Raw genomic sequence first — 23,941 nt, 5'->3', positions numbered from 1 at the left:
CTAAATATCCAAATTCTTAACAAATTCTGCATGTTCTTCTATAAATTTTCTTCTCGGTTCAACTTTATCTCCCATCAATTTATCAAAAATTGTATCCGCTTCAATAGCATCATCAACTTGAACTTGATAAAAAGTTCTTGCATCTGGATCCATAGTAGTTTCCCATAATTGTTCTGGATTCATTTCTCCTAAACCTTTATATCTTTGTAATGTATATCTTTTACCTTCATTTTCTAGCTTTGTTTGAGCTTCTTTTAATTGTTTATCACTATAAACATATGAAACAGATTTTCCTACTGATATTTTATATAATGGTGGTTGTGCTATATATATATTTCCATTATGTAAAAGTTCTACCATATATCTATAGAAAAATGTCAATAATAAAGTTCTTATATGTGCTCCATCAACATCAGCATCTGTCATAATTACTATTTTCCCATATCTTAATTTTTCTAAATCAAAATTTTCTCCAAAACCTGCTCCAAAAGCAGTAATCATAGCTCTTACTTCTGTGTTTTCCAACGCTCTATGTAATCCTGCTTTCTCAACATTTAAAATCTTTCCTCTTAATGGCAATATGGCTTGAAAACGTCTATCTCTACCTTGTTTAGCTGATCCTCCTGCCGAATCTCCTTCGACTATATAAACTTCACATTCATCTGGATTCTTAGATGAACAATCTGATAATTTACCTGGTAAAGAACCTACTTCTAAAGCCGATTTTCTTAAAACTAATTCTCTTGCTTTCTGTGCTGCTTCCCTTGCTCTCTTTGAATTTAAAACTTTCTCAACTATTATTTTAGTATCTCCTGGATTATCTTCTAAAAACATTCTTAAATGTGTACCTACAATATTAGAAACTATTCCTGTTACTTCAGAATTTCCTAATTTTGTTTTTGTTTGTCCTTCAAATTGAGGCTGAGCTATTTTTATAGAAATAATTGCAGTTAACCCCTCTCTTATATCTGTTCCTTGAAGTTTTCCATCTCTTTCTTTTATAAACCCTTGAGACTTTCCTACATCATTTATAATTCTAGTTAAAGCTGTTTTTAATCCGCTCACATGAGTTCCTCCCTCATGAGTATGAATATTATTAACAAAAGAATATATTTTTTCTCTTTGATTTGTATTATAAAGTATTACAGCTTCTACTATAATATTTTCAGCTTCTCCTGACATGTAAACTGGTTCTTTTATAAGTTTAATAGAATCATTTTCTATTTCTTTTATATAATCTATTATTCCCCCTTCAAATATTAAATCTGAAGTTTTCATAGGTTCTTTTCTTTGATCATTTAATTCTATTGCAAGTCCTTTATTTAAATAAGCCAATTCTTTAAATCTTGTTTCTAATGTTTCATAACTATAGACTAAAGTTTCGAATATATCCCCATCTGCTTTAAATGTTACTTTAGTACCTGTTTCATTCGTTTCCCCTATTGATTTTACATCTTCTTCAGGTATTCCTCTGTCGTATCTTTGATACCAAATTTTACCTTCTCTTTTAACTTCAACTTCTAACCATTCAGAAAGAGCATTAACAACTGATACACCAACTCCATGAAGTCCTCCTGAAACTTTATAGTTATCATTCTCAAATTTTCCTCCAGCATGTAAAACTGTTAAAACTATTTCTAATGCTGATTTTCCATATTTAGGATGTAGTCCTGTCGGAATTCCTCTTCCATTGTCAATAACCTCAATAATGTTGTTAGGAAGAATATTTACTATTATTTTATTACAAAATCCAGCTAAAGCTTCATCAATTGAATTGTCTATAATCTCCCAAACTAAGTGATGAAGTCCTCTCTCTGAAGTTGTACCTATATACATCCCAGGTCTTTTTCTTACTGCTTCCAATCCTTCTAGGACTGTAATATTTTCTGCCTGATAATTGCTCATTATTTATCTTCCCTCCATTTAATATTTATTCACAACTGTTTTATCCTCTATCCCCCTACATTTTGGGCATTTAAGGTTGTTTCCTAAAAATAAATTATCACATTGAATACATTTACTATAACCATTTTGCAACAAATATTTTTCTCTTTTTTTAGATGCTTGTGCTAATAATTCTATTCTTTCTTCTAATGAATAAATGCTATAATCTACATCTTTTATTCTTTCAGCCTCTTTTATTTCTTCTAATTTATTTTGTAATTTGTTTTGTAAATTAACTTTTCCAAGTTTATAATTTATTTTTTTTATATATTTGCCTTTTAGTAATTTCTCTATATTTTCTAAGTAAATATTTTTTTTCATTGTCATAAAATGTAAATTAGCCGATCCTTCAACCTTAACAATTAATATTTCATCTTTAATTTTTATAACTTCTGACTTCACTTCCATTTTATCAACAATATCTTTCCAATAAGCTTTTATTAAAGCCTCTCTTAATGTTTTACTTTTTTTTATTCCTTTACTTATCATTTCTTCAACACTAATTATTTTCATAACAAAGTTCTCCTTCAAATACATTGAAATTTTTTGAATTTATTTTAAAATTTTCTGTTGAAGTAATCATAACTTGTATATTTCGTTTTACTAAAAATTTTATAATATTATCTTTTCTTGTTTTATCAAAATATGAAGATAAATCATCTATAATAAAAATAGGATTTTCTCTTTTCTCTTTTAGTATCATATCTAATTCTGCCAATTTCAAAGAAAAAACTATTGATTTTTTTTCTCCTTGAGATGAAAATGATTTTGCTTCTTTCTCATTTAAAAAAAATATAAAATCATCCTTTTGAGGTCCCACAAAAGAATAACCATATTTTATCTCTTTTTTATAATTTTTAACTATACTTTCTCTAAACTTTTTTTGTATTTCACTTAATTCTATTCTTTTTACTTTTCCTAAAAAGCAAGAATATTTTAAACATAATTCTTTTTCATTGTCAAAAAGTTTTCTATAATTTAAATTTAATAAAATTGATATATTTTTAACATATTCAATCCTTTTTTTCACAATTAAAGAACCATACTTTATAAATTCTTCTTCATATATTCTATACATCTCGTTTTTCACATCTTTATCTTTTAAATACCTATTCCTTATTTTTAATAATTTTTTATATTTTCTTATGTTATAAAAATAATCCTCGTTACTTTGAGAAATTTCACTATTAAAAAAACGTCTTCTAATAGAAGGAGCCCCCATTATAAGTTCTATATCCTCAGGAATAAAAGAAACTATATTGACTTTTCCATAATATTCTTCATAAGCTATCTTTTTTTTATTAAAAATATATTCTTTTTTTTGCGAATCAAACTTTATTGCTAGGCTTTTATTACTTAACTTATCCATAAACTTCATATGACAACCTGTTTTTGTTTTATTATAACTTATGATTTCATCATATTTTGAAGTTCTAAAACTTTTTCCCGTAGCATTAAAATATATAGCTTCTACTACAGAAGTTTTCCCTTGACCATTTTTTCCTATAAATAAATTTATTCCTGGTGATAGCTTTATACTCTTATCTTTTAAATTTCTAAAATTAATATAACTTATTTCTAAAATTTTCAAAACTTCACCTCTATAAAATCATTTACTCTACAGTATATTCTTTCCCAAAAACAAAAATAACATCTCCTGGATATAATTTTTTACCTCTTCTTCTTTCTTCTTCTTCGTTTACCTTCACTTCTCCCGATAAAATTATTTCTTTAGCCATTACTCCATTTTCTGCAATTCCAATCCATTTTAAAAATTGATCTAATTTTATAAACTCTGTATTTATCTTTATTTTATTCATCTCTTTCTCCTTGTTTTCTTAACAATAAGCGTATATCATACTTTATATTTTAACATACTTTGAGCCAGATGTCACTTTCTTTAAAATAAAAAAAACCTTGTATAAACAAAGTTTTTTTATTACTTTTAATCGTAAATAATCTTTACTGGAACTGTTGTTTTATATATTCCTGGTTCGTTCGCAAGAACATCTATCCGCCCTTCAAAGGTCATAGATCTACTGCCTATGTTTCCATTTATCTCTTCGCCTAAAATTCCTTCTCCTGCATTTCTATCTATAGTTAAATTAATAGAAGAATACCCTTCTATATTTCTCAAAACAACTATTCTGGGAACGTTTACTTTAAAGTGTCTATTCTTTTCTCCTTTTGCTTTTAAAACCGTCTTTGCTAAAAAAGGTCCTTGACTTCCTATCATTAATTTCCCAAAATTCATTGGAGATTGTTCCCAAACTGTCAATGGCGTCATTATATTTAAATCAATTTTTAAATCTTGACTAGTCTCTGCACACAGTCTCAAAGAAAACGCAACTAATAACAAAACTAATTTTATTCCCTTCATAATTATCTCCTTTTAATATGAATTTCTCCTATGGAAAAGCTTTTTATTTCTCCTTTTATTTCAACTAAAAATTCTCCGCTTTCATCAATTTCTTGACCTATTCCTTCTTCCTTTTTATTTCTTAAATCTATAATTATCTTTTTTCCTAGAAGATAATTTCTAGAATTTAAATAGTCTAATATCTCTTTCCAGTTCCCGTTCAAATAATATCTTAAATTATTTTTAAAGTCATCAATGACTTTAAAAATAACCTCTTCTTTATTGTAATGTTTTTTATTAATATCTTTCAAAGATATTCCTTTCTCTTTGAATTCTTTTCCTATTTCATTATTTAAGTTAATTCCTATACCAATAATATAAAAATTTGCTTTTTTCTCAACGAGTATTCCACTTAATTTTTTATCATTTACATAAATATCATTTGTCCATTTAAATTTAAAATCTAAACATTCCATTTTTTCAAAGGTTCTTAAAAGAGAATAACCAACAACTAATGGTAATTTTATATATTTTTCAGAAGAAATACCTCTCTCTTCTTCCAACAAAAAACTAAAATATGCCCCTCCTTTTTCAGAAGACCATTTATTCCCTCTCCTTCCTCTCCCTAAAGTTTGCTTTTCTGCTATAGCAATATCATAACTTTCTTTTTCATCTAACTCTTTTAAAAAAGTGTTGGTTGAATTTATCTCTTTAAATCTATATATATTCATTTTTTCTCCTAAATTAATATCTAATTAATAAATAAATAGTTGCTACAATCAACGTTTGTATAGATATAACTGCTCCAAACTTAAAAAACTTTACAAAATCTATTTTACAACTAGCCTTTTTAGCCGCTCCAACAGCAACAACATTAGTCGCTGAGCCTAAAATAGTTAAATTTCCTCCTAAACAAGAACCAAAAGATAGCGCCCACCAAAGAGCTTTTATATGGATCTCATTTCTAAAAGCTGGTTCCATAACTGCTATAATCTTAGAAACTGTCGCTGCATTGGCTACATTTCCTATTATAGATGTAAACCCTGCAGAAACCCAAGTGATTAAGATTAAAGCTAAATTAAATTTTCCTTCTGTTATTTTCACTATTTTTTCTCCTATAAATCCAATTACATGCAGATATTCAATTCCTGTAACCATCATAAATAAGCCTATAAAGAAAAATAAAGTTTCCCACTCTACGTTTTCCAAAACTTCTTTCGGTTCTTTTTTAGTTAAAACAACTAAAATTATTGCTCCTGAAAGAGATATTATAGCTAACCCTTTATTTACAAAATTATTCAAAATAAAACCTGTTATAATCAATAAAAATATTACCAATGCTATCCTTAAAACTTTTTTGTCTTTTAAAGAACGACTAGGATCTAATTCCATTATTCTTGCTTTTAATTCTCTTGAAACTTCCATTTTTTTACAATAAAAAAAATAAACATTTAAAAGTAATATCACCATAGCTATTATAGCCATGGGAGAAGTATTTATTAAAAATTCATTAAATCCTATTCTTCCTTCATGTCCTATAATTAATTGAGTTGGATCTCCTATCAAGGTTGCTGCTCCTCCTATATTCGCTGCCATTATTTCTGTCATCACGAAAGGAAAAGGATCTAACCTTAATTCATTTGCTAAAAGAATTGATACTGGAGCCATTAATAATATTGTTGTTACATTATCTAAAAACGCAGAACATATAGCTGTCACTATAGATAACATTAATATTAATTTAAATGGTTCACCTTTAGCTAACTGAGCTACTTTTATTGCAAACCATTGGAAAACTCCTGTTTCTGAAATAATATGAACAACTATCATCATTCCTATCAATAAAAATAATATTTCCAATCTTTCCCCAACTGATTTTAAAGCTTCTTCCTCATTCATTATTCCAATCAAAGACATTAATAATCCCCCTAGCATAGTTGCCCATGCAGATGGTATTTTTTCTGTTATTATAAAATAAAATGTCCCTATAAAAATAATCATCCCAGCTATTAAATAAAACATCTTTCCTCCTAAAATTTCTATTTATTATTTATATATGTAAAATTTTCTTTATTATATCGTATCTTCTAATCACTCCACAATACTTTCCATCTTCAACTACATATATCCTTGTTATTCCTTTATTTATCATAATAAAACAAATTTCCATAATAGGAGCTTTTCTATCTATTACGCATAAACTACTTTTTTCTCTATATATATTTTCTATCAATGCTGTCTTTTCATTAATCAAATATTCTTCAAAGGGTTCTCCCACTGTTAAAAAATTCAAATCAGACATAACTGAATAATATTTAGGCATTCCAAATTCTATTAATTCTTTTTCAGTTATTTCTCCCAAAAAATTTCTATTTTCATCAACTACAGGAATTCCTGCTATTTTTTCTACAATTAGTCTTTTAGCCACATATTCTAAAGTCATGTCAGGAGTTACTGGATCTATATTTGGGCTCAATACATCATCCGCTATTATTTTTTTACCTATTTCTAGTTTCGCACTATCAATTAAATCAAAAATTTCTTCTGAATTTTTTGAATTTTTTATTTTTTCCATAATTTCAGGATATTTCATAACTAATTTTGTAATTGTACTCATTATTTTTAATATATTTTTATTTTTTAATATATCACAAACTATTAAAAAGACGACTTTAACTTCGTCTTTTTCATTTAATCCTTCGACCTGAACATCTAAAGGTTCTTCCAATATACCAATCGCAACAACAAAGTCATTAAATTTAGACATTCTTGCATGAGGGATAGCTATCCCTTTCCCTATTGCAGTTGAGATTTCTCTTTCTCTTTTTAATACAGCCTCTCTTATCTCATTTTGTTTCTTTGCTATTTTAGAATCTTTTTTGGACATTTCTTTCAACATATTTTCTATAACTTCTTCTTGGGTTTTCCCTTTTATTCCGTTAAATATTAAATTTTTATCCAAATAACTCGAAAATTTCATATTATCCCTCTCCTTAATATCTAATATATAAATAAATTAAACTCATAACTGTTGTTTCTAAAACTATCATTACTCCATATCCAAAAAATTCCTTAAATGAAATTTCTATTCCAACCTTTTTAGCTACCGAAACACCCACCATATTTGCTGCAGTTCCAACAATTGTCATGTTTCCACCTAAACAAGCCCCTAAAGACAATGCCCACCATAAAATTCTTGTTTCTCCATTGTAATTAGGCAATATCTCTAATATAATTTTTCCTAAAGATAATGTACTGGGTATCGCCCCTAGCAGAGGTGAAAAAAATGTTGACATAATTAAAATTAAACTAGATGTTAACTTTAAATTACCCTCTGTTAGAAAAACTAATTTTTCTCCTAATTTTTCAACTATTCCTAATTCTTCTACTCCTTGAACTAAAATAAATAATCCTCCAAAGAAAAATATCATATCCCACTCTATTTTTTTTAAAATTTCTTCTGGATTTTTTTTACTTATCAATATTAAAATAAATGCTCCTGAAATAGCTATAATAGCTAACCCCATGTGAGTAAAAAAATTAGTTAAAAATCCAATTATTACTAACGAAAATACAATTAACGATTGAAACATTAATCTCTTATTTTTTATTACTCTTGAAACATCTAATTCCATTATACTATTTTTAAGTTCTCTTGAAACAATTAATTTTTTTCTTAAAAAAAAACTAGCTACACCTAATATAATAATTATATTTATTATTATTATTGGCATTAAATTTATAATAAATTCATTAAAATTTATATCCCCTAAACTAGCTATTATTAAATTAGGAGGATCTCCTATCATTGTGGCTGTTCCACCTATATTTGACATAAATATTTGAATTAATATAAAGGGTTTGGGATCTAGCTTTAATTTTTTCACCAAAAATATAGTTATAGGTACCATCAATAAAATTGTTGTTACATTATCTAGCATTGCTGAAAAAAATGCAGTTACTAAAGAAAGAAAAATTAATATTTTCATAGCATTTCCTCTGACCAGCTGAGCTATTTTTATTGCTACCCATTGAAATAAGCCTGTCTCTGATATTATTTCAACTATAATCATCATTCCTATAAGTAAAAATAATATTTCTAGATTATAACTTATTGTTTTTAAAGCTTTCTTCTCATCTAATATTCCAACCCACACCATTAAACTTCCACCCACTACAGACATTACTGATTTTGGATATTTTTCTGAAACTATAAAATAAAAAGTACATAAAAATATAAAAATGCCGACGAATAAAATCAAATTTTCTTTCACAATCCAGCCTCCTAAAAGATAGAAGGACTCAAATTGAGTCCTTCTTTATCTTATTTTATCCATAATTCCCATTCCATAAACAGAACCTACATGAGAACCAATAACCGCTCCTATTTCAACCCTACCTCTATAATCAACTTTTTTATATTTATCCGCTATATTTTTAAGCATATCCGCATTAGAAGATTGATTTCTTTCTCCTCCCCACCCAGTATACAAAACAATCGATTTTTTACTAGATTTGATCAGTTTTTCCATATGAAGCATTGCTCCCTTATCTCCTATAGCCTTAGTTTCTGTAGTTATTTCTCCATTTTCCATTTTAAGAATTGGCTTTATTTTTAAAATTCCTCCTATTGTTGCTGAAGTTTTTCCTACTCTTCCACCTTTTTGTAATAATTCTAAATCTTTTACTACAAAATATACTTTCATCGCTTCTTTTCTATCTTCTATCCACTTAATAATTTGAGATAAAGCAACTCCTTGTTTTGACATTTTTGCTGCTTCTGTCACTAAAAATCCTAAAGCAAATGTGACTGTTTTTGAATCTATTATCACAATATCCTTATCTCTTTTAAGCATACTTCTTCCTACTCTTGCTGCTTGCTGAGTTCCACTAAGTTTTCCTGAAATATGAATTGAAATAATTTTTTTGTAACCCTTGTTTAATAATTTCTCATATAAATCTTTAAACTCAGCTGGAGAAGGTTGAGATGTTTTGGGAACTTGTCCTTCTGTAAGAAGCTTTCCCCAAAATTCTTCACTTGAAATATCTACTCCATCTCTATAATAATTATTTCCATCTAATTTGACTTTTAATGGAATTATTTCGATGTTTTTTAAATCCTTTATCATATCTTTGCTTAAATCTGATGTTGAATCAGTTACTATAGCTATTTCTGGAAGATTTGGATCTCTATTTTCTATATAAATGTAATAAAAATAATTTTCTTGAAAAATATTCATTTCTTTATATCTCAAAATTTCTTTCAATTTCCCTAACTCCAAAGTTGTATTTTTATCCGCTTGCTTTCCTACAGCTGTTACAACTTTTAAAGTTTCTTCTGAAATATAATTTATTTTTATAATTTCTATTAATTCACTTAATTTTTTAGCTTTTTGTTTTATTTTTCCATTAACTAAAGCAATATAATCACCTTTTTTTATCTCTAATAATTCAACCTTGGTGTCTCTTACTGCTTTTGTTATTTCTATAGAGTTGTTATAAATTAGTTGATTTGTAACTTTCTCTAAATCTAATTCTTTATTTTCAACAATATAATACCCTTCTAACATTGTCTTAGTTTCCACTACAATTACTTCTTTATCTGATCTTTCCGCTACAATTTTTGCTGCTGAAATTATATTTTTATTATTTGGCAAAAGATAAATAGTATTTGTTTCTATCTTATCCAATACTTTTTCAATATCAGCTACACTTGGATTTTGTGTTTGTCCTCCTATTAAAACTGCCGTAGCTCCAGCTTTAATAAACTCCTCTCCTAATTCTTTATTATCAGCAATAGCAAAGAAAGCTAACGGTTTACTATTTTTATTATTTACTAAAAAACTATCATTTTTACTGTTAAATAAATCATAATCTTTAAACAAATTATTTTTATGTTGTTGTAATGACATATTATCTATTTTTATATGCGATAAATCTCCTAATTTACAAGCTACTTCAAAAACTAATCCTGGATTATTTGTATGAATATGTGTCTTAGTTTTTTTAGAAGACTGGGCGCAAACCATTGAATCTCCATAATCAGTTATTTTTCCTTTATATTCTTCTAAATCAAAATCTCCGTTTTCAATTATAAATTCTGTACAATATTTAAATTTTATTTCGTCCATAATAGATACATTCGCATCTAAAATTTCTTTTCTTTTTGATTGAGATTGAATTATTCTTTCTAAATCTTCTAGCATTTGAGGATCAGTTACAGATTTTTCAAATCCTTCTAGAATATAATATATTCCTTTTCCCCCTGCATCTACTACTCCCGCTTCTTTTAGTTTATCTAATAAATTTGGTGTTTCTTCTACTGCATCTGCTGCCACATTTTTTAAATAGCTTAAAAAAGGAATAAAATCCTCTTTATTCCCTTCATAAATTTTAGCTGCTTCTGAAACTTTTCTTATAACTGTAAGCATAGTTCCTTCAACTGGATTATTTACTGCTTTATATGCCTTTTCTTTGGCTTTTTCAAAAGCTTTTATTACATCTTCTACAGTAACTGCTTCTTTATCTTTTAAGCCATCCAAAAATCCTTGAATTATTTGAGATAATATTGTTCCTGAATTTCCTCTTGCACCTAAAAGAATTGTCTCTGATACTATTTCACATAATTCATTCATTTCTGGTTCATAGCTAAGTCTAACCAAATCATTTTCAACAGCTTGTAACGTCATTGACATATTAGTTCCTGTATCTCCATCAGGAACAGGATAAACATTCAAATCATTTAATATGTCAGCATGTCTTGAAAGCCATCTGCTCGCCGCTATCAATAACTTTGTAAGTCTCATAGCATTTAAAACTTTTACTTCTATTTTCATTTCTTCCTCCATATATTTTTAAAATGTCGGTGGTGTAACTACCCATAAAGCTTTTGTCAATTTTTTTCCATTATTCTTAAATCTATGATTTAATGTTGATTTAAAATAGAAACTATCTCCTTCATTTAAAGTTGTAATATGATCTTCTATATATATATCTAAGCTTCCTTCCACTATATATATGAATTCTTCTCCATTGTGATTGAATAAACCTCTCCCACTTTCTCCTCCAGGTTTTATTTCATACATAATTGGTTCCATATCCTTTTCTATTTTAGAAGATGTTAATAAAGCTATTGACGTTTTTGAATCAATACTTTCAACATATTTTCTATCTTTTTTCTTCAAATGATAAGAACCTATTTTTTCATCTTCCTCTTCTATCAAATAGCTTACTCTTACTTCTAAACAGTTTGCAATTTTTTTTAAATTTTCAATAGATGGAGATGCTTTTCCTTGTTCAATCTGAGATAAAAAACTTGCAGATAAATCAACTTTACTTGCTAATTCTCTTAATGAAAAACCTTTTTCGTTTCTTTGCTTTTTTATTCTTTCCCCTATAGTCATCTTAATTACTTCCTTCATCTAATAATTCCTTTAAGTAAAATAAACTACATAACACAGCTTTTTCCCTTATTTCTTCCCTAGATCCTTTAAATATTTTCTTTATTATTTTTATTCTTTCTTTTACCCTTAAACCAATAAAAACTAACCCTACTGGTTTTTCTTTTGTTCCTCCAGATGGTCCTGCTATTCCTGTTGTAGCTATCCCCACATCTGTCTTTAACCCTTTTACCATTTCTGTTGCCACTTCAAAACTAACCGCTCCATAGTTTTCCAATGTTTTTTTATTTACACCTAATCTTTCACTTTTAGATAAATTACTATATGTTACTAACCCTTCTTTATAAATTTCCGAAGCCCCTGAGACCGATACTAATTTAGAAGAAATCATTCCACCTGTACATGACTCTGCAACTGAAAGCGTCAATTTCTTTTTCTTTAAAATTCCTAATATCACTTCCTCTAATTTCATATTATTCTCACTAAAAATTTTGTCACCTACTTCATTATATATCTTTTTAATTATTTTTTCTACTACGTTTTTATTACTTATTCTACTTTGCAATCTTATTATTGTTCCATAATCTTTTATTAAAAATTCATATTCTATTCTTGGCTCTTTAAATAAACGCTTTAACTTATTATTTAAATATGATTCCGGTATTCCATAAGTCAATAAATCTCTGGTGTAAATTTGATCTATTTTTAATTCATGCTTTTCTGAATACCATTTTAAAAATTTAGGAAATAAATTATATAATTCTCTTGGTACTCCGGGAAAGCAAACGATATTGTCTATATACATTCCTGAGGCCATTCCTATTTCATTTTCGAAAGAAATTGCTCCTTCTATTTTTTCTGCTTCTTTTTTATTTTCATCTAAAAACTTAATCCTTTTTTCTTTAAATTTATTTTTTATTTTTTTTAAATCTTCATTTTCTATAATTAATTTTTTTTCTAAATATTCTGCAACAGCTTTTTTTGTTAAATCATCTATAGTTGGACCTAAACCTCCAGACATTATTACTAAATCTCCACTTTTTTTTGCAATATCTATTGCATATTTTATTTCTTCTATATCATCTTTAACAATTATTTTATATTTTATTAAAATACCGTAAGAGTTTAATTTTTCTGTCATATATATGCTATTTGTATCTAACATTGCTCCATTTAACAATTCAGTTCCAACTAATATGAGTGTTGCTTCCATCACCTTTTTTCTCCCTTCTTAAAATATTATTGACCATATACAAACTAATAAAAAGTTTCCTATTATACCTGCTAAAAAATCATCTATTACAACTCCGACTCCCTCTCCTAAAGCTTGAGATTTATTAATTGGTCCTAGTTTTGTAATATCAAAAAATCTGAAAATTATAAATGCAAGTATTATGGCAACTATATTTTCTTTTAACCCTACAGGATTTATAAGAAATAGTGTTGTTAAATACCCCAAAACTTCATCAATCACAACATTTTGAGGATCTTTTTTATGATATATTTCTTTTTCACAAATATTAGCAACATAAACTGCTACCATAAAAAAAGTCATTAAAAACATAAAATAAAAAGAATTAAAAACTAAATTGTTAGGAAATAACTTTCTAATTAAATTCAGTCCTATATAAACAGGTATCCCTCCTAAAGTCCCAAAAGTCCCTGGAGCTTTTGGCAAATCTCCTAATCCAAACCACGTTCCTAAATTTTTCACTACTTTTCTTCTCATTAAAATACTCCCCTTTCATAATTGTAAGGACTATATACATTTTCCTTTTTATTTATATTATTTATGAGAAATTTTATTTCTTCTTCTGTTTCATCTAAAAGCTCAATAACAACTTCATCTATTCCTATTTTCCCTAATCTTTTAACTTGACTAAGAACATTTAAGCTTTTATTAAAATATATTTCATTATTTCCTAAATCATTTATTTTTGAAATAAATTTATCCTCTTGAGGACTTTCAATAATTTCGTTATTTTTAAATAATCTCTTCTCTATATACATAGCTAATAATTTACTATATCCTAGCATTGCTTTTCTAACAGGAACCTGCCCTATATTTTCAATTTGTTCATAACTTAATTCTGGAGATAATATTACTGTTTTTACATTTTTTATTCTTCCTAATTCTAGTAAAGAATAAATATTTCCTATATTTAAATTCCAATTAATAGTTATATCTTTGGTTTTATTTTCCAAGACTTGATATAAGTTACTTGCCAAATTAGAATTTAAATCTATATTTTCTAAATTGCTTTCTTTAGCTACATGATAACCTCTTTTATATATTCTCTTTATCCCTAATTTTTTTAATACTTTTTCTTGTAAATTATTGGAAACTATTGCTGAAATTTCTGCATGTTTAGAGTTATCTTTGTTAACTACTTCAACAAACTTCTTTTTAATTTCAACTTTTCTTCTATAACTTTCTACTAAATTATCTCTTAATTTATTTAGAACATCTCTTCTAAGTTGTTTCAATAAAGACACCGGTAAAAACATACCCTTATCTATTTCCACATTAATATTTTTTACATCAAATGATGTTCCTCCTGTTTCTGCTAATTTTTCAGAAATATCTTTTTCTGTTGCTTCCTTCTTCGAAGCTTTCTCTAAAACTTTATCTCCTAATAATTTTGAACTTATTTTCTCTCCAAAGCTATTAATAACAACAGCTTCTAGAATAGGCTTTTTATTTATTTTCCCTTGAAATTTAAAATCTATTCCTAAAAATTTATTGATATTTTTTAAATTACTTTCAATCTGAGAATTTATTTTCTTGTCAAAATTTTTAAAAACATATTTCGATCCTTTAGGTGCCTTTGATAAAATAATTTTATCCCCTACTGAGGCTTCTTTATATTTTTCCTTTTTATTTTTCTTTTCTATCCTGTTTATATAGTCTCCACCTAAATTATTAAAATCTTTAGAATAGTAAGTTATCCCATCTCCCAGCATAGCTTTCTCTTCTAATCTTAATTCTTTTCCACTTATTATCCCTAACTTTTTACCGGCATTAAATGAATAATTTTTATTTATTATATTCTCTTGGTCATTTCCTAAATATCCTTTAGAATATCCTCTATTAAATATAGAATCTAAATTATTTTCAACTTCTTTATTATTTAACAAGTTTTTAAAATAAGTAACTGCTTCATATATATAATTACTCTGTTTCATTCTTCCTTCTATTTTTATTGAATTGACTCCAATTTTTTTTAATTCATTTATTTCCTCTAACCCCATCAACTGATCTTTTGGACTTAATAAATATCCTTTTTCTTTAGAAACTATATATTCTTTTCTGCAAGGTTGGGCACACATTCCTCTATTTCCGCTTCTTCCACCAATAAAACTACTCATATAACAATTTCCAGAACAACTCACACATAAAGCTCCAGATACAAAAACTTCTAGTTCAATATCTGTTTTAGCTTTTATTTCTTGTATTTCTTGTAAAGACATTTCTCTTGGTAAAACAACTCTTTTAAATCCTATTTTTTTTAAATAATTAGCTTCAACATGATTAGCTATAGTCATTTGAGTACTGCCGTGATAATCAATATCTGGAAAGTTCTCTTTTAAAAATCTGAAATATCCTAAATCTTGAACTATTACTGCATCTAATCCATACTCATATAACTTTTTAAAGTTAGTATATAAAAATTCTATCTCATTATTTTTCATTAATGTATTTAAAGTTAGAAAAATTCTACTCCCTCTTTCATGAGCATAATCTATTGCTTCTTTTATTTCTTCTACTGTAAAATTTTCAGCATTTCTTCTTGCTCCGAATCCTTTTAAACCCATATATATTTCATCTGCACCTGATTTTATAGCTGAATAAAATCTTTCTATGTTTCCAGCAGGGGCTACTATTTTCATCTTTTATTTTCTCCTTATAATATCTTTTATTATTTTCATTGTTTCTTTTTTTAATTTATCTAAAGTATTATTATTATATATAATAATGTCTGCCATATCTTTTTTTTCTTTTTGAGACATTTGACTTTTTATAATTTCTATTGCTAACTTTTTATCTATTCCGTCTCTTTTCATAATTCTTTCTATTTGAATTTCCTCATCTACACAAACTAAAATGACTAGATCACAATACTTATTTATCCCTGTTTCAAATAATAACGGAACATCAAATATTATTATATCATTTTTATTATGATTTTCCTTTATTTTTTTAAATTCTTCTTTTATCCTTGGATGATAGATGCTATTTAATATTTCTAATTTTTTTTTATCTTTAAAAACTATTTTTTTTAATTTTTCTCTATCAATTTCATAATTAGAATCCAATAAAGTTTCATCTAATCTTAAGGCTATTTCTCTTTTTATATATTTTTGATTAGAAATTTTTTTTGCCATTAAATCTGCATCTATAATTTTGATTCCCAACTTTTTTAAAATATTACTCACTGTTGATTTTCCAGATGCTATTCCTCCTGTTAATCCTAATATCATATTCTTTTCACTTTCCTTTTTGAAGTTGATTTAATTCCTAGGTTCTCTCTATATTTAGCAACCGTTCTCCTAGCTATTTTTATTCCCATTTCATTTAAAATTTTTGTTATTTCTTGATCTGATACGGGCTTTTCTCTATCTTCTTTTAATATTATTTTTTCAATAATACTATCCACCTTTTCTTTTTGTTCATCCAAAACAAAAAAATCCCTTATCCTTTCAACCCCTTTTTCTGTTTTTATATATTTATTTTTTATGGCCCTTGATACTGTTGATTCATGTATTTTTAATTGCTTTGCTACTAGTTTCATTGGCAAAAATTTTTTAGTTTTTCCCTCGGAAAAATAATCATACTGTTTTTCTAAAATAATTTCTAAGATTTCTTTTAATGTTTCCCTTCTCTTTTTTATACATTTTATTAAATTATTAGCTGAATTAAAATAATCATTTGAGCTTTCTTTTTCAAGTTTTAAACTTTTATTTATTTTGACTTTAGGCACACTATCCTCATTCATTATGATAGCATACTTCCCCTCTATTTTTTTCACCTCTGCCTCTGGAATTATATATCTTATTGTATCACCCATATAAAATCCTCGAGAAGGAATTGGATTTAATGTTCTTATTATTTTTAGTTTTTCCTCTACCTCTTGAATAGAAAGTTCAACTTTTTCTCCTATTTCTTCGAGTCTTCCTAAAGCTATCTCTTTTAATAAATTTTTTATAATATATTCTAATTTTAAATCAGTTATATTTTTTTTATGCAGTTGAATAATTAAGCACTCTTCTAAATTTGAAGCCCCTATTCCTATTGGTTCAAATTTTTTAATATTTTTTAATGCTTCTTTTATCTCTTTAGTTGAAAATTTTGTTAGACTTTTTATTTCTTTTATATTCAACCCTAGATATCCTCTATTATCTAAATTATTTACAATAAAAGTATATAAAAACCTTTGATTATTATTTAAATGAATATAGCCTATCTGTTCTTCTAAAAAATCTATTAAATTCTTTTCTTTATGTGCAAAATCTAAAGGAGAAGCTCCATCAGAATTTTTAGTTTTTCTATAATTATTAGTATACTGAACTTCTACAAAGGGATTTTTTTTGCTTTCTTTCAAAATATATTTTTCTAAATCAAAAGAAGACATTTCTAAAATATTTAATGATATTTTCATACTTTGAGTTAATATTAATTTTAATTCTTGTTTTATATTTAAAGAAAAATCCATATTTCTATCCTTTTTTAATTTATTTTTTCTATTATTTTTTTTATCTGTCTATCTTCTATTATTTTTATTTGTTTAGTTTTGTTTTTCTTGTTTTCTTGAATCCTTTCATCAAATTTTTCTTTTAAAATTGGTACTAAGTATTTTTGATTAATTTTTATTGTTTGTCCATCTTTAATTTCAGGATTAAGTTTAAGCAATTCACCTACTGTTGTCTTATATTTTTTAGCTAAGGAATATAATGTATCTTCTTTTTTTACTAAATATTGCTCTATTTTTAATTCTGGTAAATCATTTTTATAAATTTCTTCTGCTTTTAAAACTCTATAATTCATTCTATTTTTATTTGTTTTTCTTGCATTTAAATCTATTTGAATAATTCCTAATGATTTTAATTTTTCTCTTGAAGAAACAATTAAAGTATTTTTTATTTTAAAACTGTTATCATTATTTTCTCCTTTGTCTATAATTAAGTCTATTCCGTTAGTTTCTTCTGCTAATTTTTTAATTGTCCATTCTTTATTGATTTTTTCATCATTTCCCAATGAAGATAATACTATTATAAAATCAACACCTTGTTTTTTAAATGATTTTATAGTTGTTTTAGCTGAACTTATAGGCTCTTCTATTGATATTTTCTCTATTTCTCTTCCTTCTAATTTTTCATAAAATTTAGGAGAAACTAATCCAATTATTCCTATTTTATTATTTCCAATTTTCTCAATTAAATAATTATCTAAAAATGTGCTACCGTCTATTTTTTTTATATTTGTTGCAATTAATTTAAAATTAGATTTCTCTTTGATTTGTTCTAAATTATCCAACCCATATTTAAAATCTTCTTCTCCTAAAGTGGTAGCTTTTAATTTTATTCCATTAAATACAGTAACACTAGATGCCCCTTTAGTTTTATTAGCTAGCTTTGTTCCGGAAAAATTTCCTCCAACATCTAGATATAAAACATTTTTCTTTCCATATCTGTCTTCTGCTCTTTTTATAATTGTTGAAACTCTTGAATATCCAATCCCCTCATTTAAAACGCCTTGTCCTTTTCCTGTGTTTATAATCGCTAAATTATAATCCACTTCTTTTTCTTTCTTAGTTTTTAATTTAAAATTATCTATTTGAGAACATCCTAGAAAGGTTCCCATTAACAGAATATATATTATTTTTTTCAAAAGATTCCCCCTTTTTTATTTTCTACAGTATACATTATACTATAATTCCTCCAAGCTTTCTTTTTTTTCTTAGTTATTTTTTACCAAACATATTTTATCTTTATAAAATATGTTATAATATTCTTCGAATATATATTAATTTTAGGAGAAAAAATATGGCTATATTAAATATTAATAATTTATATAAAAGTTTTTCTGGAGAAACTATATTTAAAGATTTATCTTTCTCTATAGATTCTAAAGATAAAATAGGCTTAATTGGTATGAATGGAGTTGGAAAAACTACTCTTATTAAAATTATATTAGGAGAAGAACTTAATGATGTTAATCCTGAAAATAATCAAAGAGGGAATATTTCTAAAAAAAGTAATTTAAAAATAGGTTATCTTTCTCAAAACATCAACTTAAATAATGAAAACACCGTCTTTAACGAGCTAATGTTAGTTTTTAAAAATATTTTAGACGACTATAATGAAATAACTTCTTTAACTTTAAAATTATCTGAAGAACCTAATAATTTCGATGAAATTATGGAAACTTTAGCTACCGTTACATCTCGATATGAACACAATGAAGGATATGCTATTGAATACAAGGTAAAACAAATATTACATGGACTTAGTTTGCCTGAAAAACTTTGGAAACAAAAAATAAAAACTTTGTCTGGTGGACAAAAATCTAGAGTAGCATTAAGTAGAATTCTTTTAGAAGAACCTGACCTTTTAATTTTAGATGAGCCCACTAATCATCTAGACTTATTAGCTATCGAATGGTTGGAAAAATTTTTAAAAGATTATAATCGTGCTGTATTGGTAGTTTCACATGATAGATATTTTTTAAACAATGTCATTGATAAAATATTTGAAATTGAAAATCATCATTTAAAAACATATAAAGGTAATTATGACGACTTCGTTATTCAAAAAGAATTATTTTTAAGCGGAGCTTTAAAAGCTTTTAATAAAGAACAAGAAAAAATAAAACAAACCGAAGAATATATCCAAAGATATAAAGCTGGAATAAAATCAAAACAAGCAAGAGGACGTCAAAGTCTATTAAACCGTATGGAAAAAATGGAAAATCCTGTAATTAAACCACGCAAAATGAAATTAAAATTTGAAATTGAAAAACCTAGTGCAGACAGAGTTTTAAATATTAAAAATTTATCTAAATCATTTGGAAACACCAACCTTTTCAATAATCTTAATTTAGAGGTTTTTAAAGGAGAAAGAATTGGAATTATTGGTAAAAATGGGGTAGGTAAATCCACTCTTTTAAAAATAATTATAGGCGAATTATCTTCTGATTCAGGAAATATAAACATTGGAGAAAAAGTTTCTATTGGTTACTATGATCAAAACCATAAAAATCTTGATTTAAAAGCTAGTATTCTTAATGAATTTATGTTTAATTATCCTATGGGAGAAGAAGATGTACGTAAATTAGCCGGTAGTTTTCTTTTTCCAGAAGATGATGTTTTCAAAACAATTGCTTCTCTTAGCGGAGGAGAAAAGGCAAGAGTTTCTTTAATGAAGTTGATCTTAAAAAAATCCAATTTTTTAATACTTGATGAACCAACTAATCATCTTGACATATATTCAAGAGAAATTCTAGAAGAAGCTTTGGAAGAATTTCCTGGAACACTTTTAATAGTTTCTCATGATAGATATTTTTTGGAAAATGTTACAAATACTATTTATGAAATAAACAAAGAAGGTGCTATCAAATTTTCTGGAAACTACACTGATTATTGTAAATCAAAGTTAAATTCTCCCATTAAAAATAACAACAATAAAAGCAATAATTATGAAGAACAAAAAAAAATAAAAAACAAAATTTCTTCTTTAGAAAAAAAATCCTTTAATATTGAAAAAAATATCGAAACTTTAGAAAACAAAAAAAATGTCTTAGAAAATAAATACGAATTAGCAGGAAAGGAAAATAATTTAGACGAACTATTGAGAATCCAAAAAGACTTAGACTTATTAGATAATGAGATTTTGATCTCAATGGAAGAATGGGAAAATTTAGAAATTAAATTAAAAAATTTAAAAAATGCTTTCTAAATATTTTAAAATATGATAAAATGTTTTCTGCTATATACACTAAGATAATTGACTTTTATTTATATAAAAGCTATAATATTTAAGTTATATAATTTTTAATTATAAAAAAATAAAAAAATCGGAAGGAGGGTAAAATGCCTACTCTAAATCAATTAGTAAAAAAAGGAAGACAAACTTTAGAAGAAACAAGTAAGTCACCAGCATTACAAGGAAACCCACAAAGAAGAGGAGTTTGTGTAAGAGTTTATACTACTACACCTAAAAAACCAAACTCAGCTTTAAGAAAAGTTGCCAGAGTTAAATTAACTAATGGACTTGAAGTTACTTGTTATATTCCAGGTGAAGGACATAACTTACAAGAACATTCAATCGCACTTATAAGAGGTGGAAGAACAAAGGATTTACCAGGAGTTAGATATAAAATTGTAAGAGGAGCTCTAGATACAGCAGGAGTTAACAATAGAAAACAATCAAGATCTAAATATGGTGTAAAAAAAGCATAACAATTTATAAAAATTAAGGAGGTGAACAGTTTAGTATGTCAAGAAGAAGAGCAGCGGTAAAAAGAGATGTATTACCTGATTCTAGATATAACGATAAGGTAGTTACTAAAACTATAAACGCATTAATGATAGATGGAAAAAAATCTTTATCTGAATCTATATTCTATTCAGCAATGGATTTAATTAAAGAAAAAACTGGTAAAGAGGGGTACGATATTTTCAAACAAGCAATGGAAAATATTAAACCTCAAGTTGAAGTAAGATCTAGAAGAATTGGAGGAGCAACTTATCAAGTTCCTACTGAAGTAAGATTAGAAAGACAACAAACTTTAGCATTAAGATGGTTAAAAGCTTATACTAGAGCAAGAAAAGAATATGGTATGATCGAAAAATTAGCAGCTGAATTAATTGCAGCAGCAAATAACGAGGGTGCTACTATCAAGAAAAAAGAAGATACTTATAGAATGGCTGAAGCAAATAGAGCTTTCGCACATTATAAATATTAATTTAGCGTATTTTTATATCAAGGAGGAATCATTAAATGGCTAGACAAGTTTCATTAGACATGACTAGAAACATTGGTATAATGGCTCATATTGACGCTGGTAAAACTACTACTACAGAAAGAATTCTTTTCTATACTGGAGTTAACCATAACATCGGAGAGGTTCATGATGGAGCAGCAACTATGGACTGGATGGAGCAAGAGCAAGAAAGAGGTATCACAATTACTTCTGCCGCTACAACATGTTTCTGGAAAAAACACAGAATAAATATAATAGACACACCAGGTCACGTGGACTTTACTGTTGAGGTTGAAAGATCTCTTAGAGTTCTAGATGGTGCTGTAGCAGTTTTCTCTGCAGTTGATGGAGTTCAACCACAGTCTGAAACTGTTTGGAGACAAGCTGATAAGTACGAAGTACCTAGGATAGCTTTCTTCAATAAAATGGATAGAGTTGGAGCAGATTTTAAAATGTGCGTAAACGATATCGAAGAAAAATTAGGAGCAAATCCTGTTCCTCTTCAACTACCTATAGGTGCTGAAGACAATTTTGAAGGAATTGTAGACTTAATTACAATGAAAGAAATAGTTTACCTTGATGAAATTGGGGCTAACATCGAAGAAAGAGAAATCAGAGCTGAATTAATTGATGAAGCTACAGAAATGAGAGAAGCTATGATTGAATCTATCGTTGAATGTGACGATGCTTTAATGGAAAAATATTTAGGTGAAGAAGAAATTTCTATTGATGAAATAAAATCTGCTTTAAGAACAGGAACTATTGGAAATATGATCATTCCTGTACTTTGTGGAACTGCATTTAAAAACAAAGGAATCCAACCATTACTTGATGTAATTGTTGATTTCATGCCTGCACCTACTCAAAAAGGTGTTATATCAGGAACTGACCCTAAGCATGAAGATAAAGTTGTTGAGTTAGAAATATCTGATGACGCTCCTTTCTCTGCATTAGCTTTTAAAGTTATGACAGATCCTTTTGTAGGAAGATTAACTTTCTTTAGAGTTTACTCAGGAATTGCTAATAAAGGTTCTTATGTATTAAACTCTACTAAAGGTAAAAAAGAAAGAATGGGAAGACTTCTTCAAATGCATGCTAATAAAAGAGCTGAAGAAGATGTTGTTTATTGTGGAGATATAGCAGCTGTTGTTGGTCTTAAAGACACTACTACTGGAGATACTTTATGTAGCCCAGAAGCTCCTATTATTCTTGAAAAAATGGAATTCCCTGAACCAGTTATCTCTGTTGCAGTTGAACCTAAAACAAAAGCTGACCAAGAAAAAATGGGTATTGCTTTAGCTAAACTTGCTGAAGAAGATCCTACATTTAGAGTTAAATCTGATGAGGAAACTGGACAAACTATCATATCTGGAATGGGTGAACTTCACTTAGATATCATTGTTGATAGAATGAAAAGAGAATTTAAAGTTGAATCTACAGTTGGTAAACCTCAAGTTGCCTATAGAGAAACTATTACAAGTTCTACTGATAAAGAAGTTAAATACGCTAAACAATCAGGTGGTAAAGGTCAATACGGACATGTTAAAATTAAAATTGAACCTATTGAAGATAAAGACTTTGAATTTGTTAACTCAATTACAGGAGGAGCTATTCCTAGAGAATATATTCCTGCTGTTGAAAAAGGATGTAAAGAAGCGCTTGAAAATGGTGTTGTTGCTGGATATCCTTTAGTTGGTGTTAAAGTTACATTATATGATGGATCTTTCCATGAGGTTGATTCATCTGAGATGGCATTTAAAATAGCTGGATCTATGGCTATGAAACAAGGAGCTTCTCAATGTAAACCAGTTATTCTTGAACCTTTATTCAAAGTAGAAGTTACTACTCCTGAAGAGTATATGGGAGATATCATAGGAGATATCAACTCTAGAAGAGGAATGATTGGTGGAATGACAGATAGAAATGGTGCTAAAATCATTGATGCTAAAATTCCTTTATCAGAAATGTTTGGTTATGCAACTGACTTAAGATCTAAATCTCAAGGAAGAGCTAACTATGCTATGGAATTTGAAAAATATATTCAAGTACCTAGAAATATTCAAGAAGCTATTAAAGAAGAAAGAGGAAGATAACTCTTTATATCAAATAAAATTTAAAATTAATAAAAATTTAGGAGGACAAAAAAAATGGCAAAAGAAAAATTTGACAGAAGTAAACCCCATGTAAACATTGGTACAATAGGACACGTTGACCACGGAAAAACAACTACAACAGCAGCTATCTCTAAGGTATTAG

Annotated in this window: 22 protein-coding genes; 5 read left to right on the top strand and 17 right to left on the bottom strand. The window is 27.1% G+C overall.

Annotation, left to right across the window (positions count from 1 at the left end; translation table 11 throughout):
- The 17 genes from gyrB to Q7K47_10220 all read right to left on the bottom strand — a co-directional run bounded on the left by gyrB (position 1) and on the right by Q7K47_10220 (position 18,592).
- The gene (gene gyrB, locus Q7K47_10300; GenBank protein MDP0507580.1) at positions 1 to 1,905 is read right to left on the bottom strand and encodes a DNA topoisomerase (ATP-hydrolyzing) subunit B; all 1,905 of its coding nucleotides are present in this window, start codon (positions 1,903 to 1,905) and stop codon (positions 1 to 3) included.
- 18 nt (positions 1,906 to 1,923) lie between these two features.
- On the bottom strand, positions 1,924 to 2,457 hold the full coding sequence (locus Q7K47_10295) for a DciA family protein (protein MDP0507579.1): 534 nt from the start codon (positions 2,455 to 2,457) through the stop codon (positions 1,924 to 1,926).
- On the bottom strand, positions 2,444 to 3,535 hold the full coding sequence (gene recF / locus Q7K47_10290; protein ID MDP0507578.1) for a DNA replication and repair protein RecF: 1,092 nt from the start codon (positions 3,533 to 3,535) through the stop codon (positions 2,444 to 2,446). The genes Q7K47_10295 and recF overlap by 14 nt, the downstream gene beginning before the upstream one ends.
- 22 nt (positions 3,536 to 3,557) lie before the next feature.
- The gene (yaaA, locus tag Q7K47_10285; GenBank protein ID MDP0507577.1) at positions 3,558 to 3,764 is read right to left on the bottom strand and encodes a S4 domain-containing protein YaaA; all 207 of its coding nucleotides are present in this window, start codon (positions 3,762 to 3,764) and stop codon (positions 3,558 to 3,560) included.
- A 125-nt stretch (positions 3,765 to 3,889) separates the two neighbouring features.
- Positions 3,890 to 4,324: a hypothetical protein gene (locus Q7K47_10280; protein ID MDP0507576.1), complete on the bottom strand. Its 435-nt coding sequence runs from the start codon at positions 4,322 to 4,324 to the stop codon at positions 3,890 to 3,892.
- Between the two features lie 2 nt (positions 4,325 to 4,326).
- Positions 4,327 to 5,034: a biotin--[acetyl-CoA-carboxylase] ligase gene (locus Q7K47_10275; protein MDP0507575.1), complete on the bottom strand. Its 708-nt coding sequence runs from the start codon at positions 5,032 to 5,034 to the stop codon at positions 4,327 to 4,329.
- A gap of 13 nt (positions 5,035 to 5,047) precedes the next feature.
- Positions 5,048 to 6,325, bottom strand: a complete 1,278-nt coding sequence (locus Q7K47_10270; GenBank protein MDP0507574.1) for an ArsB/NhaD family transporter — start codon at positions 6,323 to 6,325, stop codon at positions 5,048 to 5,050.
- 28 nt (positions 6,326 to 6,353) lie between these two features.
- Entirely contained in the window at positions 6,354 to 7,283 is a 930-nt protein-coding gene (locus Q7K47_10265; GenBank protein MDP0507573.1) for a PTS sugar transporter subunit IIA, read from the bottom strand.
- Positions 7,284 to 7,296: 13 nt separating this feature from the next.
- A complete protein-coding gene (locus Q7K47_10260; protein ID MDP0507572.1) occupies positions 7,297 to 8,577 on the bottom strand; it encodes an ArsB/NhaD family transporter in 1,281 nt (426 codons plus the stop codon).
- 45 nt (positions 8,578 to 8,622) lie between these two features.
- A complete protein-coding gene (locus Q7K47_10255) occupies positions 8,623 to 11,139 on the bottom strand; it encodes a DegV family EDD domain-containing protein (protein MDP0507571.1) in 2,517 nt (838 codons plus the stop codon).
- 18 nt (positions 11,140 to 11,157) lie between these two features.
- Positions 11,158 to 11,724, bottom strand: a complete 567-nt coding sequence (locus Q7K47_10250) for a cupin domain-containing protein (GenBank protein MDP0507570.1) — start codon at positions 11,722 to 11,724, stop codon at positions 11,158 to 11,160.
- Entirely contained in the window at positions 11,708 to 12,916 is a 1,209-nt protein-coding gene (locus tag Q7K47_10245; GenBank protein MDP0507569.1) for a CinA family nicotinamide mononucleotide deamidase-related protein, read from the bottom strand. Before Q7K47_10245 ends, Q7K47_10250 begins: the two co-directional genes overlap by 17 nt.
- Before the next feature lie 18 nt (positions 12,917 to 12,934).
- Positions 12,935 to 13,432 carry a phosphatidylglycerophosphatase A gene (locus tag Q7K47_10240; protein ID MDP0507568.1) on the bottom strand — a complete coding sequence of 166 codons (498 nt, stop codon included), beginning with the start codon at positions 13,430 to 13,432 and terminating at the stop codon, positions 12,935 to 12,937.
- A complete protein-coding gene (locus Q7K47_10235) occupies positions 13,432 to 15,594 on the bottom strand; it encodes a U32 family peptidase (GenBank protein ID MDP0507567.1) in 2,163 nt (720 codons plus the stop codon). The genes Q7K47_10240 and Q7K47_10235 overlap by 1 nt, the downstream gene beginning before the upstream one ends.
- 3 nt (positions 15,595 to 15,597) lie before the next feature.
- A complete protein-coding gene (gene coaE, locus Q7K47_10230; GenBank protein ID MDP0507566.1) occupies positions 15,598 to 16,185 on the bottom strand; it encodes a dephospho-CoA kinase in 588 nt (195 codons plus the stop codon).
- Positions 16,182 to 17,417: an RNA polymerase factor sigma-54 gene (gene rpoN / locus Q7K47_10225; protein ID MDP0507565.1), complete on the bottom strand. Its 1,236-nt coding sequence runs from the start codon at positions 17,415 to 17,417 to the stop codon at positions 16,182 to 16,184. Before rpoN ends, coaE begins: the two co-directional genes overlap by 4 nt.
- A 14-nt stretch (positions 17,418 to 17,431) precedes the next feature.
- Positions 17,432 to 18,592, bottom strand: coding sequence for a LysM peptidoglycan-binding domain-containing protein (locus Q7K47_10220; protein MDP0507564.1), 1,161 nt, complete (start codon positions 18,590 to 18,592; stop codon positions 17,432 to 17,434).
- A 155-nt stretch (positions 18,593 to 18,747) separates the two neighbouring features.
- Here Q7K47_10220 and Q7K47_10215 point away from each other — a divergent pair, with 155 nt between their 5' ends.
- The 5 genes from Q7K47_10215 to Q7K47_10195 form a co-directional block, all read left to right on the top strand.
- Positions 18,748 to 20,658 (top strand): ABC-F family ATP-binding cassette domain-containing protein, encoded by a 1,911-nt coding sequence (locus Q7K47_10215; protein ID MDP0507563.1) that lies wholly within the window; start codon positions 18,748 to 18,750, stop codon positions 20,656 to 20,658.
- A 134-nt stretch (positions 20,659 to 20,792) separates the two neighbouring features.
- A complete protein-coding gene (gene rpsL / locus Q7K47_10210) occupies positions 20,793 to 21,161 on the top strand; it encodes a 30S ribosomal protein S12 (GenBank protein ID MDP0507562.1) in 369 nt (122 codons plus the stop codon).
- 35 nt (positions 21,162 to 21,196) lie between these two features.
- Positions 21,197 to 21,667, top strand: a complete 471-nt coding sequence (rpsG, locus tag Q7K47_10205) for a 30S ribosomal protein S7 (GenBank protein MDP0507561.1) — start codon at positions 21,197 to 21,199, stop codon at positions 21,665 to 21,667.
- Positions 21,668 to 21,702: 35 nt separating this feature from the next.
- Positions 21,703 to 23,778 (top strand): elongation factor G, encoded by a 2,076-nt coding sequence (gene fusA, locus Q7K47_10200; GenBank protein MDP0507560.1) that lies wholly within the window; start codon positions 21,703 to 21,705, stop codon positions 23,776 to 23,778.
- A 54-nt stretch (positions 23,779 to 23,832) separates the two neighbouring features.
- A partial coding sequence (locus Q7K47_10195; GenBank protein ID MDP0507559.1) for a GTP-binding protein occupies positions 23,833 to 23,941 on the top strand: 109 nt, incomplete at its 3' end.

This window comes from Fusobacterium sp. JB019, from assembly GCA_030673965.1.
Lineage (GTDB): Bacteria > Fusobacteriota > Fusobacteriia > Fusobacteriales > Fusobacteriaceae > Fusobacterium_B.
This window is presented reverse-complemented; position numbering and strand designations above follow the sequence as displayed.

Bases quoted from the DNA above. Each gene is read 5' to 3' on its own strand.
- Q7K47_10215 (MDP0507563.1), top strand. From the start codon at position 18,748: ATGGCTATATTAAATATTAATAATTTATATAAAAGTTTTTCTGGAGAA.
- gyrB (MDP0507580.1), bottom strand. From the start codon at position 1,905: ATGAGCAATTATCAGGCAGAAAATATTACAGTCCTAGAAGGATTGGAA.
- rpsG (MDP0507561.1), top strand. From the start codon at position 21,197: ATGTCAAGAAGAAGAGCAGCGGTAAAAAGAGATGTATTACCTGATTCT.
- Q7K47_10240 (MDP0507568.1), bottom strand. From the start codon at position 13,432: ATGAGAAGAAAAGTAGTGAAAAATTTAGGAACGTGGTTTGGATTAGGA.
- yaaA (MDP0507577.1), bottom strand. From the start codon at position 3,764: ATGAATAAAATAAAGATAAATACAGAGTTTATAAAATTAGATCAATTT.
- Q7K47_10295 (MDP0507579.1), bottom strand. From the start codon at position 2,457: ATGAAAATAATTAGTGTTGAAGAAATGATAAGTAAAGGAATAAAAAAA.
- Q7K47_10250 (MDP0507570.1), bottom strand. From the start codon at position 11,724: ATGAAGGAAGTAATTAAGATGACTATAGGGGAAAGAATAAAAAAGCAA.
- Q7K47_10280 (MDP0507576.1), bottom strand. From the start codon at position 4,324: ATGAAGGGAATAAAATTAGTTTTGTTATTAGTTGCGTTTTCTTTGAGA.
- Q7K47_10245 (MDP0507569.1), bottom strand. From the start codon at position 12,916: ATGGAAGCAACACTCATATTAGTTGGAACTGAATTGTTAAATGGAGCA.
- rpoN (MDP0507565.1), bottom strand. From the start codon at position 17,417: ATGGATTTTTCTTTAAATATAAAACAAGAATTAAAATTAATATTAACT.
- Q7K47_10265 (MDP0507573.1), bottom strand. From the start codon at position 7,283: ATGAAATTTTCGAGTTATTTGGATAAAAATTTAATATTTAACGGAATA.
- Q7K47_10255 (MDP0507571.1), bottom strand. From the start codon at position 11,139: ATGAAAATAGAAGTAAAAGTTTTAAATGCTATGAGACTTACAAAGTTA.
- Q7K47_10270 (MDP0507574.1), bottom strand. From the start codon at position 6,325: ATGTTTTATTTAATAGCTGGGATGATTATTTTTATAGGGACATTTTAT.
- fusA (MDP0507560.1), top strand. From the start codon at position 21,703: ATGGCTAGACAAGTTTCATTAGACATGACTAGAAACATTGGTATAATG.
- coaE (MDP0507566.1), bottom strand. From the start codon at position 16,185: ATGATATTAGGATTAACAGGAGGAATAGCATCTGGAAAATCAACAGTG.
- Q7K47_10235 (MDP0507567.1), bottom strand. From the start codon at position 15,594: ATGAAAATAGTAGCCCCTGCTGGAAACATAGAAAGATTTTATTCAGCT.
- Q7K47_10275 (MDP0507575.1), bottom strand. From the start codon at position 5,034: ATGAATATATATAGATTTAAAGAGATAAATTCAACCAACACTTTTTTA.
- rpsL (MDP0507562.1), top strand. From the start codon at position 20,793: ATGCCTACTCTAAATCAATTAGTAAAAAAAGGAAGACAAACTTTAGAA.